Origin of the sequence: Burkholderia cenocepacia (assembly GCF_900446215.1) — a bacterium.
Classification (GTDB): Bacteria; Pseudomonadota; Gammaproteobacteria; order Burkholderiales; family Burkholderiaceae; genus Burkholderia; species Burkholderia cenocepacia.
Genome location: NZ_UAQZ01000001.1, coordinates 1,466,223 through 1,478,714, shown reverse-complemented (window position 1 = coordinate 1,478,714; position 12,492 = coordinate 1,466,223). Strand labels below are relative to the sequence as shown.

The window sequence follows — 12,492 nt, the reverse complement described above, 5'->3', positions numbered from 1 at the left end:
TCATGCATCCGCTCCCACGGCGTGGAACAGTTCCTCCTCCTGGGCGCAGTGCAGCCGGACGATCGCCTCCAGCCCGTACAGCAGGCGCTGTATCGCCTGAACCTGCAAGGGGTTCGTTCCGTCGCGCGGCAGGTCCGAGACCATCTCCCTGAGCGACCGGACCATCCGGAAGATCTCCCGGTGTGCGCCGCTCATCGCCGCGAGCGGATCCTCGCCGCCGAGCAGCGGTGCAAGCCGCGCGTAAACCTCCAGATCGTCGGCGCGCTCGTGCGGCAGCAGCCGTTGGTCCAGCGAGTCGACGGCATCGACAAGCTCGCTGGCGGCGGTGACTCCGGACAGTTGCGGCAAGCGGTCCGCGAGATCCCTGAGCCGGTCCAGCAACGGTGACAATGCCGCATGCTCGCGCCTGAGTTGCTCGACGTCGACACCGGCCAGCCGGGCTTCCGGCGGCCGCACCAGCAACACGCGCAGCGCATTGACGATCACGACGACGTCGACGGCTTCCTGGATCACCGCGCCGGCAATCGGCGGCAGGAATCCTGCCGCGGCAATCGTCATCGCGACGACCGATAGCGACATGCCGATCAACACGCTCTCGAGCGCGATCCGGCGCGATCGACGGGCGATGCGCATCGCATCCACGAGTCGATCCAGCCGATCCACCAGCAGTACCACGTCGGCTGCTTCGGATGACGCGGCCGCTCCCCGCGCGCCCATCGCGACGCCGACGTCGGCTGCCGCCAGCGCCGGCGCGTCGTTCACGCCGTCGCCGACCATGATCGTCACGCCCTCCGCGCGTGCCGCCTGGACGGCCGCAAGCTTGTCCGCGGGCGTCTGTTCGGCGCGCACGTCGGTGACGCCCAGCAGTTCGCCAACGGCCTGGGCAATGTCGAGCCGGTCGCCGGTCAGCATGACGAGACGCTCGACGCCCTCGCGCTTGAGCAGCCGCAACGCCCGCGGCGTTTCCAGCCGCACCTGGTCGGCCATCTGGATCGCGCCGACCATGGCGCCATCGATGCCGACGAACACGGCAGCCCCGCCCGCGTTGCCTACCCGCTTCAGGAAGGCTTCGCACCAGGGGGCAACCGTCGCGCCGGCGCGGACGTACCCGAACTTGCCGATCGCAACGACACGGCCGTCGACCCTGCCGGTCACGCCCTCGCCGGCCGTCTCCATGACGGCCGACGGTGGGGACAGGCGGATCCCGCGTTCTCGCGCCGCGACCGTCAGCGCATCCGAGACGACATGGCCCGAGGCCTGCGCCAACGACGCCGCGAAGCGCAGCACGTCGCCCCTTCCGACGCTGGCGCCGCATTCGATCGCGACGATGCGTGCGCGCCCGCCCGTCAGCGTTCCGGTCTTGTCGAAGAAGAGAATCGTCGCCTGCGCAAGCCGTTCGAGCACGCCTCCGCCTTTGACCAGGATGCCCCGTTTCGAACAACGCGACAGGCCCGAGACGATCGCGACCGGCACGGCGAGGATCAGCGGACAAGGCGTGGCGACGACGAGCACGGAAAGCGCACGTGCGACATCGCCGGTCAGCAGCCACGCGGTACCGGCGACGAGCAGCGACGCGAGCACGAAGAATGCGGCGTAGCGATCTGCAAGACGCACGGACGGACCGCGCTCGTGCCGTGCGCGCTCGACCATGCGGACGATGCCTGCAAACGTGCTGTCGGCCGCCGTCGTGCGGGCGACCATTTCAAATGGCGCGCCGGCATTGACCACGCCGCTGCATGCGTTTTCTCCGGAACGTCGCCGCTGGATGGACGACTCGCCCGTAAGCATCGATTCGTCCAGCTCCGCGTCGCCGGTCAACGTGCCGTCGACCGGCGCGCATTCGCCGCTTCGCACAAGCAGTCGGTCTCCCTGAACGATGGTTGCCGGTGCAACGGAACGCCACTCACCGTTCTCGAACCGCGTCGCCTGGCGCGGCGCGCGGCCGAGCAGCGCGGTCATCTCGCGTTGCGCGCGGTCTTGCGCATATCGCTCCAGCATCCGGCCGCTAGCCAGCATCAACCCGATGACCGCGGCGGTCAGCGTCTCGTCGAGCATGATCGCCAGGCCGATCGCCAGCCATGCGAGCACGTCGATGCCGGCCTGCCGTTTCGCCGCCGCCATTGCCAGCGATACCGTCAACGCGAGCAAGACCGGCACCGTACCCAGCAGCCACGCGAATCGCGCGAGCGAAGGCGCGCCGAACGCCGCGCACATGCCCCCCGCGGCGAGCGTAACGGCCGCCAGAACCAGCAACGCGAGATCGATCGACCAAGGGATTCGGGGCATGACCATTCTTCCGATCGCCTTACGGGGCGGGATTCGCCGCATCCGGTACCGGTTGCGGACGGCGTGGCATCAGTCTAGGCAACGCCGCGTTGCGACGGTTGACCTGAGTCAGCGCGATGCGCGTGACGCGACCGACTGGCGCGGCCAGTTGCTTGACGTGAGTCAAGTGGTCGACGCCTTTCGTCAGCACAATCGAAGCGTGACACCGGAGCGCCTGGAGTCGATATCGTGCTGACGCTGGCAGTACTCTTTCTGCTGATTCTCCTGCTGAATCTCATACCGGCGTTCGCACCGCCCACGTGGATGGCCATGTCGTGGGTCGGGTTCAACCTGCCTGACGGCAATCCGTGGGTCTTCGCCGTCGTGGCGGCCGGCGCGGCGACGACCGGCCGCGTCATTCTGGCGACCTTCGCAAGATCGCTCGTACGCTCCCGCTGGATGCGCGAATCGGATCGGGCGAACATCGAGGTCGCCACGCGCTGGCTGCGAAAGCACCGGACACTGACCGCCGGTGCGTTCTTCTTCTATGCGTTGAGTCCGCTTCCGTCAAACTATCTGTTCATCGCATACGGGCTGTCCGGGTTGCCACTCAGGATCATCGCGGCGGCGTTCTTCGTCGGCCGCGCGACGACCTATGCGATCTGGGCGTACCTCGGCCGCTTTGCGTCGACCCGGCTGGACGTGGAGTCCGAACTCGAAGGCACTTACCTCGGCGGATACTTCGTCGTCACGCAACTGGTGTTGCTCGGCGTCGTCTTCGCGTTGATGAAGCTGGACTGGCGCGCGCTCGTCGAACAGCGCCGGTTGACGTTCCGACGCGGCCATCCTTCGCGCGGCGCAGAATGACACGGCAGGTCGCCGGAGCGGAACCGGCGCATTCGCCGAATGACGCGACGTCGCACCTCTGGCGGCGGCATGATCTGCGTCAAGCCCGCGTTTTCGCTCCACGTCAGCATGGAAGCACGATACCGGGTCGCTCTGCGCGCGCATTGTCGACGCGGTAGAACCACCGCCGAGGAGGCTTCGATGCGATCGCGAATTTTTCCTGTGCTGCTAGCCGGGCTAGCATTGCTCGCCGGCGAGGTATCGACCGCCTGCGCGAACGATCTGACGCGCACCGTGACGACACCCACGCTGGTCGTCCATTACGGGGTGGTTCCGGCGAGTCGCGCCGCCACGCCGGGCGGCCATGCCGGCGACGCATCGAACAATGTAAACCTGTACCTGCTCACGGTCGCGTTGTTCGACAAGTCGAACGGAAATCGCATTGAACATGCTCGCGTCGCCGCCGTTGTTCAGGGCCCCCGAAGCGAAGCCAGTTCCTTCCATTCGAAGCCGACGCGAATGCAGCTCGACCCGACGCCGGACGGCAATGCGGTCACCTACGGGAACGTGTTCGACGCACGTTGGAAAGGCGTATATCACATCGATCTCACGATCACGGGAGACGGTCTCGCCCATCCGGAGCACGTCCGTCTCAACTACGACCAGCAGTTCTGACCGCTCAAGCTTCGTGGTCGCATCCGCGCCGCTGTGCGCGGCCGGGCCGGACAACAGGCGCACGTCGCGTTTCGGCCGGCCTGCCGCCGGTGCAAAAGCCGCCGTCGACGTGCGGCGGGCACGGCGCGGCTAGCGGTCAGCTTGCGGCTGCGAGGCCGGGCACGCCATGCACAGACGCATCGTTCCGCGCCGATCGGGGTCGTGCCAGTAAAAGCGTACGTCGACGGCGCCCCGCGCCGGAACGACGACGCGCCGCACCTCCTGCACGGCCCTGTCGTGCGCGGACACGGTATATCGTCCCGGCGGCACCCGCGCGAACAGGAACGGTCCGCTCGTGTGTACGTCGAGGAGCTTCGACTTGCCGGACGACAGCGTCACATCGATGTCGGCAAGGTACTGGCCGGCATTCGATGCGAAGGTGATCCGCAGGTTGTATCGAGGCGCGACATCGCGAAACGCGGCGACCTCGTCCTGGCCGATTCCGCCGGTGATGTACGCGACACCGTTGCGCACGACCGGTTCGGTCGACGTTTCGGCCAGCGCGTTCGCGCCGACGTTCAGCAGGCAGGCTGCCAGCAGCAGCGCCTTCACGGTTCCGGTCCTCATCTCCACTCTCCTGGTTGGCCCTGCATGGTCGCGATGCCCCCTGTCCGGTCGCGGAACGTGGCGCGTGCGGCGACGTCGCAGGCGTTTCGACGACATTGCCAGCGTCGCGCGGAACGCCGATTTCCCGTTGACTCATGTCAAGAGCGCGCCTGTCGAAGCAGACCGACACCGCAGCGGGCGCCGCGATGCAGTCGTCGCGTCCGTCTTCCCGAGCGGGCCGCAAGCCTGGCAACACGAGGGCGCGGCATCCGTCCGGCGCTATCGTCCGTAACGTCTGTCAGCCGTTATTGCATGGCCCGTCGGAAATTTCCGACACGGTGGCTCGACATCGGACAGCAAGCTCAGGCCACGCTGATTGTCCCGCGCGGCGTCACTGTCGATACTGGAGACGTGACAGGACGCAACGTGTTTCGCGGCCGACGCGGGGTTTTCGCCCGCCGCCGCCGGGGCCGAGGAGCTGGCGATGAGTCATCCGACCGCAGTGCACGCCGACGACGCCATACCGGACGGCGAACCGCCGGTCGGTGCCCACCTCGTGACCCGCCGCCATGGCTATCTGCATCATGGGATTTATGTCGGCGACGGCAACGTGATCCACTACGCCGGATGGTCGCGCCACCTGAGCGGCGGCGCGGTCGAGGTCGTGACCCTCGACGGCTTTCGCGCCGGTTTCGAGCTCGCGGTGATCCGCCACGCGCGCGCGCCGTACGACGGAACAGAGGCCGCGCGCCGCGCGGCATCGCGCCTCGGCGAATGCCGCTACCGGCTTCTCACGAACAACTGCGAACACTTCTGCCTGTGGTGCCTGTTCGGTGTCGGGCGCAGCGATCAGGTCACGTCGTGCCTGCGCAATCCGGTGCACGGCGTTGCGGTCGTCGTCATGCTGGTCGCGTGCGTCCTGGTTGCACGGTGGCATCCGGCGGCGGCCGGGCGCGAATGCCCGCTCGGGTATCCGGCCTAGCATCGGCCGCAGTGCCTTCGTGCTGTCGATCGCTACGTTCTCCAAACCTGCCGGTCAGTGCGGCAACATGGCGGGATCGTAGCGATTGCGAGGATTCCACAGCATCCAGCCATCCGTGCCCGCGGCGTCGGCCGCGTCGACCTGTGCGCGGACCTCGTCGGCATCGAACGGCCGGCGATCGAATGCATAGTCGCGAAAAGCCTGGAGCCACGGCCTGAACCGGACACCGTCCAGGCCGGTCCGGCGCTTCGCCTCAGCCAGTGACCGCGCAACGATCTCGCCCGGATGCTCGGTCGGTTTCCGGCAACCGGGCAGGCCCCACGTAAAGCCGGACGGGTACAGCATCGGCGACACATAGTCCAGGGCCGGCCCGAGCGCATCGAGCCGCTGTCCGATCGCGGTGTCGTCGGTGTTCCAGCAGACGTAGCCGAAGATGTCGGCCGACGTGTAGAGGTTGTACGGCTGCAGTCTCTCGCGCGCGCCGGTGAGGAATCCGGCGATCGCGGTGACCCGGTTTGCCTCGGTATTGGGCTCGGCGAATCGCAGGCCGTTGGCGTCGGGAAACCGCAGGTAGTCGAACTGGATCTCGTCGAAACCCATGCGGGCGGCTTCTTCGGCGACATCGTAATTGTGTTGCCACGCCGCGCGCGACGTCGGGTCGATCCAGCGCTGATGCTCGCGGTCCTGCCAGATCTCGCCGGCCGCGTCGCGCACGGCCCACTCGGGGTGAGCCCGCGCGAGCGGATCGTCCTTGAACACGACGATTCGCGCGATCAAGTAGAGGCCGCGTGCATGAAACGTCCGCAGCAGGTCCGGCAAATCGGGCTGATGCACGATCGCACCGGCGACATGGCTCGCGGCGCCGGAGATTTCGCGCGCCTTGCTGCGATAAGGCGTCACGCCGCTGTCGCCCTTCACGTCGATGACGAGCGCATTGATCGCCGTCTGGTCCTGGAGGGACAGCGCCGCGTCGCGCAGCGTGCGGTCTGCGACGCCGTAGGCGGACAGGTAGACCGCCTTCGGACGCACCGGCGTCATGCGGATCGTGTACGCGGCCGCGGCGGGAGCCAGAGTGACCTCGATTCGCGCGTAGCCTGGCGCACGCACGCTCAGGCGCGTTCCGGCGGCGTCGATCTCCAGCGAAAACGATCCCTCGCGATCCGCGGTCCGGTTCACGCCCGGCGCGTGGCCGATCGCGCCTGCCAGCGCGCGCCCGTTCGTCGCATCGACGACGGTGATCGTGACGGGCGCCGCCCGGGCGGCGAATCCCGCGAGCGACACGAGCAGACAGACGATCAGACGTTCGATCACGGGTTCCCCCCGACGGTTCTCAGCAATCCGTTCATGCATCGTGTGTCGCAGGCGTCGGTCATCAGATAGCGTGGCAGCGCCATTGCCGAGTCGGTGATACGAACGGGGCGCGCGTCGAGCGTGAATGCCGCGACGTAGCCTTCGCGAGCGGCCAGCTGGTCGGTCAGCGCGTCATGGACGCCGAACGGCCAGGCCAGCAGCCGGACCGGACGGCCGGTTTCGGCCTCGAGCCGCGCGCGCGACCGGCTCAACTGGAACGACACGAAACGCTGGTAGTCGTCCGGTGCGAGCCGGGCACGCTCGACGCGAAAATTCGGATGCCAGACCGTGTGGGACTCGATGTCGAACCCGGCCCGCCCGAGCGCAAGCAACTGGTCCCACGTCATCGCGTAGCTGGCGTTGGAGATAGCCGACGGATAGATGAACAGCGTGACCGGAGCCGGATGCGCGGCCAGCAGCGGGCGCAGCACCTCGTAGACTGAGCGGTGACCGTCATCGACCGTGATCGCGACCGCCCGCGCCGGCACGGCATCGCGCTGGCCGTCATGCCAGCGTACGACGTCGGCGAGTGGCACGATGCGATAGCCGTTCGCATCGATCGCCTGCAACTGATTGCGGAACGTGTCGATGCGCACCGTCATCGAATCGAGCCGCGCGGCGGCGAACCGATGGTAGACCAGGATCAGCACGCGCTCCGGTGGAGAAACGACCGTCGCGACGTCGGCGGACGCAACCGGTCGCATGCACGACAGCAGGAGTAGGCAGGCGATCAGTCGATAGACCATGGCGGATCTCGTGGAATGGGTTCCCCATTTTTTGCGATCGCGGCGCGCATGCCGCTGAGCCAGATCAACGATCGATCGCGCACCGACGAGATCGGGCACGTGCCGGGCCGCCCGCCCGTCAGCTTGCCTGCGCAACCAGTTCGGCGTGAATCCGCTCGACGTCGTCGCGCGTGCACAGCGCCGTCCCGGGACGTTCGACAGACGCCGCCGATGCCGCCAGCGCGTAGCGGCACGCATCGTCGAACGGCACGCCGCACGCCAGCGCCCACACCATGCCGCCGACGAAACTGTCTCCGGCGCCGACCGTGCTGCACACCGCTGCGGGCCTGCCGGGCAGGCGCAGGGTGCGATCGCGCGTGACGACCCATGCGCCGCGTGCGCCGAGTGTCAACGCGACGATGTCGGCCTGGCCGCGCGCCACGAGTTCGCTCGCCTTCCGGCATGCCGACGTGTCGTCGAGCGGTTCGCCGGCCAGCGCGCTCAGTTCGCCAATACTGGGCTTGACGAGATGGACACCGGCCTTGAGGGCCGCCTGCAGCGCCCGGCCCGCCGCGTCGACAACCACGCGGCTGCCCCTTGCCTTCGCCGTCCGCGCAAGCGTCGCGTAGAGATCGTCGGGGGCGCCGGGCGGCAGGCTTCCGCTCAACACGAGATAGCGCGGCGACGGTTGCATGGCGTCGGTGCGCGCCGCGCAGGCGCGCCACTCCGCACCCGTGACCAGCGGCCCCGGCATCAGGAAGCGGTATTCACGTCCGGTCGCGGTCTCTGTCACGCAAACGTTCTCGCGGGTCTCGCCGGCGATCCGGATTCGCTCACTCGGCAGATGCTCGGCTTCGAGCAGCGCCGTCAGGACGTCGCCGGTCGGCCCGCCGGCCAGGTACAGCGCGACGCAGTCGCCTCCGAGTCGGTGAACGGTCCGGGCGACGTTGATTCCGCCGCCGCCGGGGTCGCGCCGCGGCCGCGCGCAGCGCAGCTTGTGCGTATCGACGATGTGCTCGACCGACGTAGCAACATCGACGGCGGGATTCAATGTGACGGTAACGATGCCGGTCATGGTGGGTGGCTCTCGATCGATGGCTGGGACGCCGGCGCGGCGATGCCCGGCAACCGATGCGTGCCGGCCGTGGCTCCACATTACGTTCGATACCGGCCACCGCGTTGACCGCCGTCAAGCCACGCCGCGAAGGCGCCCGCTTGCGCTCGATCAACAACGCGTCCGGGCGGACTCCTACAGTGAGTCATTCATCGTTGCCGAGCCCCGCCATGGACGAGCAACCGCTTTGCACCACCGTGTTCACCGAACGCTATGCGCAGCCCGGCGAAACGTCTCGTACGGCCCTCTTCCATCGCGTCGCGCATACACTGTCGCTCGCCGAGCCGGCCGATCTCCGTGCGCAGGTGGAGCGCGCGTTCTTCCGGAACCTACAGCACGGCGCGATCGGCGCGGGCCGCATCCTCGCGAACGCCGGCGCGGATACCGGCGGGACGATGGTCAACTGCTTCGTCCATCCGCTCGCGATTCCGCCGGGCGCGCGGTGGCCGGCCGTCGACGCAGCGCTTGCTCGTGCGCTCAGTGACGCATGGCGCACGCTATTGATGGGGGGAGGCATCGGCTACGACTTCTCGCCGGTGCCGCCTGCCGGCGCGTACGAACGGTGCGTGTCGTCCGAACGAGGCGCATGCGTCGCAATCGACCGCTTCGACGCGATGTGCCGGGCGCTGCCGTTCACCGGGCCGCGCCGGGGCGCGCAAATGGGGGTGTTGCGCTGCGATCATCCGGATCTCGCGGCCTTCGTCGCATCCAAGCGCGGACGATCGCGCTGGCCGACGTTCAACCTGTCGGTCGGTGTCACCGATGCGTTCATGGAAGCGGTCCGGCAGGACCTGCCTTGGGCGCTCGTCCATCACGCGCGGCCCCGTTCCGGGGCCTGCGCACCGATCCGGCGGCCGGACGGCCGGTACCTTTATGCGACGATTCCGGCGCGCACGCTCTGGCACGAAATCGTCGGCGCGGCGCGGGACAGCGCCGAGCCGGGGCTGCTGTTCCTCGACACGATCCGCGACACGAATCCGCTGCGCGAACACGAGCGGATCGACGCGACGAACCCGTGCGGCGAGCAGCCGCTGCCGCCGTACGGCAATTGCGTGCTCGGGCCGATTGACCTGTCGCGGTTCGTCCATCACCCGTTCGGGGTCGGCGGCAAGCCGCGCTTCGATTTCCCGGGGCTCGCCGACGCGGTGCGCATCCAGGTGCGCATGCTCGACAACGTGCTCGACCTGACCGAGTGGCCACTCGCCGCGCACGAACACGAAGCGCGGCGCACGCGCCGCATCGGGGTCGGCATAACGGGCCTGGGCGACGCGCTGACGATGCTGCGGCTGCGCTACGACGGCACGGAAGCGCGGGCGTTCGCACGCAGCATCGTGCTGACGATGCGCGAGCATGCGTTTGCCGCATCGGCCGCGCTTGCCGCCGAGCGCGGCGTGTTTCCCGCGTACGATCCCGCCGCCTATCTGACCGGCCCCGCGCACCGCACGCTGCTGCCGCTGAAGGTGCACCACGCGATCGCGCGGCACGGGCTGCGCAACAGCCATCTGCTGTCGTTCGCGCCGGCCGGCAGCGTGAGTCTCGCGTTCTGCGACAACTGTTCGAACGGAATCGAGCCGGCGCTCGGCTGGACGCAGCGTCGCCTAGTGCGCACCGCGGACGGACGGGTGCGGCCGTTTCGTGTCGAGAACCACGCTTACCGGCTGTTTCGCGACCTGCATGGCGACAGCGTCGGGCTGCCGGACTATTTCGTCACGGCGGCGGATATCGCACCGGCCGATCAGGTCGCGATGCTCGCGGCGCTGCAGCCGTGCGTCGACGCCGGCATCTCGAAGACCGTGACGCTGCCGGAGCAATGTTCGCTCGCGGAAGTCGACGCGCTGTTCTTCCAGGCATGGCGTGACGGACTCAAGGGAGTCACGGTGTTCCGGCCCGATCCGCGGCTCGCGTCGGTCGTGACCGACGACGCGGCGCAGGCGCGGCGCAAGCGCCCGGGCTGCATTGGCTGTTGAACGACGCACGGAGACCAGCGGCCGAGCTCGGCGCGCCCCGGCGACCGTTCTTTCAGACGGAGGCGTCCGTGGTCGTTTCCGTGTCGGCCTGCGTGGGCCGGCGCGCGTCGCCGGTATCGTCCGGCGGCGTGATGAGCGCCGTCAGCCTGTCGTGATCGATCGATTCGTGCTGCAGCAAGCTGCTTGCGATCCGCTCCAGCGCATCGCGGTGCTCGCCGAGCGTCGCCGCGACCCGCGCGTGCGCATCGTCGAGCAGAGCGCGCACCTCTTCGTCGATCAGTTGCGCGGTGTGCTCGCTGCAATGGCCGTCGCCCGGTGTCCACACGGCGGGCACGCCGCCCTGCGATACCGCATCGTCGAGCGTCATCAGCCCGAGCCGGTCGCTCATCCCATACTGCATGACCATGTGCCGCGCGAGCGCGGTCGCGCGTTCGAGATCGTTCTGCGCGCCAGTCGATACGTCGCCGAACGCGATTTCCTCGGCCACCCGCCCACCGAGCAACACATCGAGCCGGTCGAGCAGTTCGCTCCTGCGCAGCACGTAGCGATCCTCGGTCGGGACTTGTTGCGTGTAGCCGAGTGCCGCAATTCCGCGGGGGATGATCGACACCTTCTTCACCGGATCGCAGTGCGGACGGCTTTGCGCGACGAGCGCGTGCCCCGCCTCGTGGTACGCGATGGTCCGCTTCTCCTGCTCGTTCATCACGCGGCTCTTGCGCTCCATGCCCGTCATCGCGCGGTCGATCGCTTCGTCGAAATCGGTCATCGCGATCGCTGGCTTGCCGAGTTCGGCCGCACGCAGCGCGGCTTCGTTGACGACGTTCGCGAGATCGGCGCCGACGAAGCCCGGCGTGCGTTGCGCCAGTTCCGCGAGGTCGACTTCCGGTGCCAGCTTCACGCGCTTCGTATGGACAGCCAGGATCTGCTTGCGTCCGACCAGGTCCGGCCGGTCGATCGCGATGTGCCGGTCGAACCGTCCAGGGCGCAGCAGCGCGGGATCCAGGATTTCCGGCCGGTTGGTCGCGGCCATGATGATGACGCCCGAATTCGCCTGAAAGCCGTCCATCTCCACCAGCAACTGATTGAGCGTCTGTTCGCGTTCGTCGTTGCCGGACATCAGTCCGACGCCGCGCGCCTTGCCGAGCGCATCGAGCTCGTCAATGAACACGATGCACGGCGCCTTCTGCTGCGCCTGCTCGAATAGGTCGCGCACGCGGGCCGCCCCCACGCCGACGAACATCTCGACGAATGCCGATCCGCTGATCGTGAAGAACGGCACGCCCGCCTCGCCGGCGACGGCACGCGCAAGCAGCGTCTTGCCGGTGCCCGGCGCGCCAACGATCAGCACGCCCTTCGGAATCTTGCCGCCGAGCCGCTGGTAGCGCTCGGGGCTGCGCAGGAAAGCGACGATCTGCTGCAGCTCGGCCTTCGCCTCGTCGATACCTGCGATGTCGTCGAACGTGATGCCGGTCTCCTGCTGCACGTACACGCGGGCCTGGCTCTTGCCCATGCCGCTCAGGTCCCGCATCCCGCCCGGCCGCCGCATCATGAAGTTCCAGACCAGCACGAGCACGATCATCGGCAGCAGCCACGTCGCGAGCATCGCGATCCAGCCCGAATCCGGCATCCCGCGATAGCGGATGCCGGCGGCCGTCAGTGCGGCGACCAGATGATCGTCGCCGACACGATTCGTCGTGAAGCGCCACGGCGACCCCGCCTTCTTGACGGCGACCGCGTCGGAAGCCGGCAGCATGGTGGCGGCCTGCGGCATGCGCAGCGCGCCCGAGATCGACGACTGGCCGATGTCGAGCTCGTCGACGAGCCGTGCGTCGACCAGCCGATGAAAATCGCTGTACGAAATCGATGTCGTCGCCGGCTGGGCCGCCAGCAATTGATAGGCGACCAGGACCGCGAACGCGATCGGGATCATCAACCCGGAGTAATCGAATGTTTTCTTCATGACGTCGAGGCTGTGCGCCGAAC

General features: G+C 68.1%; 10 protein-coding genes. 4 read left to right on the top strand and 6 right to left on the bottom strand.

Annotated elements, in window-relative coordinates; translation table 11 throughout:
* The gene (locus tag DTA15_RS06830; RefSeq protein ID WP_034178429.1) at positions 1-2,286 is read right to left on the bottom strand and encodes a heavy metal translocating P-type ATPase; all 2,286 of its coding nucleotides are present in this window, start codon (positions 2,284-2,286) and stop codon (positions 1-3) included.
* A gap of 228 nt (positions 2,287-2,514) precedes the next feature.
* Between DTA15_RS06830 and DTA15_RS06820 the strand changes: the two genes are divergently transcribed.
* A complete protein-coding gene (locus DTA15_RS06820) occupies positions 2,515-3,132 on the top strand; it encodes a VTT domain-containing protein (protein ID WP_006488463.1) in 618 nt (205 codons plus the stop codon).
* Positions 3,133-3,171: 39 nt separating this feature from the next.
* Entirely contained in the window at positions 3,172-3,786 is a 615-nt protein-coding gene (locus DTA15_RS06815) for a hypothetical protein (RefSeq protein ID WP_227743181.1), read from the top strand.
* 129 nt (positions 3,787-3,915) lie between these two features.
* On the opposite strand, the gene DTA15_RS06810 is transcribed toward DTA15_RS06815, so the two are convergent.
* A complete protein-coding gene (locus tag DTA15_RS06810) occupies positions 3,916-4,392 on the bottom strand; it encodes a hypothetical protein (protein ID WP_006493315.1) in 477 nt (158 codons plus the stop codon).
* 463 nt (positions 4,393-4,855) lie between these two features.
* On the opposite strand from DTA15_RS06810, the gene DTA15_RS06805 reads away from it, so the two are divergent.
* Positions 4,856-5,353, top strand: coding sequence for a lecithin retinol acyltransferase family protein (locus DTA15_RS06805; protein ID WP_006488275.1), 498 nt, complete (start codon positions 4,856-4,858; stop codon positions 5,351-5,353).
* A gap of 54 nt (positions 5,354-5,407) precedes the next feature.
* On the opposite strand, the gene DTA15_RS06800 is transcribed toward DTA15_RS06805, so the two are convergent.
* The 3 genes from DTA15_RS06800 to DTA15_RS06790 all read right to left on the bottom strand — a co-directional run bounded on the left by DTA15_RS06800 (position 5,408) and on the right by DTA15_RS06790 (position 8,503).
* A complete protein-coding gene (locus DTA15_RS06800) occupies positions 5,408-6,664 on the bottom strand; it encodes a putative glycoside hydrolase (protein WP_006488384.1) in 1,257 nt (418 codons plus the stop codon).
* On the bottom strand, positions 6,661-7,449 hold the full coding sequence (locus DTA15_RS06795) for a polysaccharide deacetylase family protein (RefSeq protein ID WP_006488471.1): 789 nt from the start codon (positions 7,447-7,449) through the stop codon (positions 6,661-6,663). The genes DTA15_RS06800 and DTA15_RS06795 overlap by 4 nt, the downstream gene beginning before the upstream one ends.
* A 118-nt stretch (positions 7,450-7,567) precedes the next feature.
* Positions 7,568-8,503 carry a 1-phosphofructokinase family hexose kinase gene (locus DTA15_RS06790; RefSeq protein ID WP_006488382.1) on the bottom strand — a complete coding sequence of 312 codons (936 nt, stop codon included), beginning with the start codon at positions 8,501-8,503 and terminating at the stop codon, positions 7,568-7,570.
* A 209-nt stretch (positions 8,504-8,712) separates the two neighbouring features.
* Between DTA15_RS06790 and DTA15_RS06785 the strand changes: the two genes are divergently transcribed.
* Positions 8,713-10,509, top strand: coding sequence for an adenosylcobalamin-dependent ribonucleoside-diphosphate reductase (locus DTA15_RS06785; RefSeq protein WP_006488453.1), 1,797 nt, complete (start codon positions 8,713-8,715; stop codon positions 10,507-10,509).
* Between the two features lie 52 nt (positions 10,510-10,561).
* Here the strand turns inward: DTA15_RS06785 and ftsH are convergent, their stop codons facing one another.
* Positions 10,562-12,469: an ATP-dependent zinc metalloprotease FtsH gene (gene ftsH, locus DTA15_RS06780; RefSeq protein ID WP_006488324.1), complete on the bottom strand. Its 1,908-nt coding sequence runs from the start codon at positions 12,467-12,469 to the stop codon at positions 10,562-10,564.
* Between the last annotated feature and the right edge of the window lie 23 nt (positions 12,470-12,492).

Excerpts from the sequence above, each read along its gene's own strand:
- DTA15_RS06830 (WP_034178429.1), bottom strand. The coding sequence starts at position 2,286 with ATGCCCCGAATCCCTTGGTCGATCGATCTCGCGTTGCTGGTTCTGGCG.
- DTA15_RS06815 (WP_227743181.1), top strand. The coding sequence starts at position 3,172 with ATGACGCGACGTCGCACCTCTGGCGGCGGCATGATCTGCGTCAAGCCC.
- DTA15_RS06810 (WP_006493315.1), bottom strand. The coding sequence starts at position 4,392 with ATGAGGACCGGAACCGTGAAGGCGCTGCTGCTGGCAGCCTGCCTGCTG.
- DTA15_RS06805 (WP_006488275.1), top strand. The coding sequence starts at position 4,856 with ATGAGTCATCCGACCGCAGTGCACGCCGACGACGCCATACCGGACGGC.
- DTA15_RS06795 (WP_006488471.1), bottom strand. The coding sequence starts at position 7,449 with ATGGTCTATCGACTGATCGCCTGCCTACTCCTGCTGTCGTGCATGCGA.
- DTA15_RS06790 (WP_006488382.1), bottom strand. The coding sequence starts at position 8,503 with ATGACCGGCATCGTTACCGTCACATTGAATCCCGCCGTCGATGTTGCT.
- DTA15_RS06785 (WP_006488453.1), top strand. The coding sequence starts at position 8,713 with ATGGACGAGCAACCGCTTTGCACCACCGTGTTCACCGAACGCTATGCG.
- ftsH (WP_006488324.1), bottom strand. The coding sequence starts at position 12,469 with ATGAAGAAAACATTCGATTACTCCGGGTTGATGATCCCGATCGCGTTC.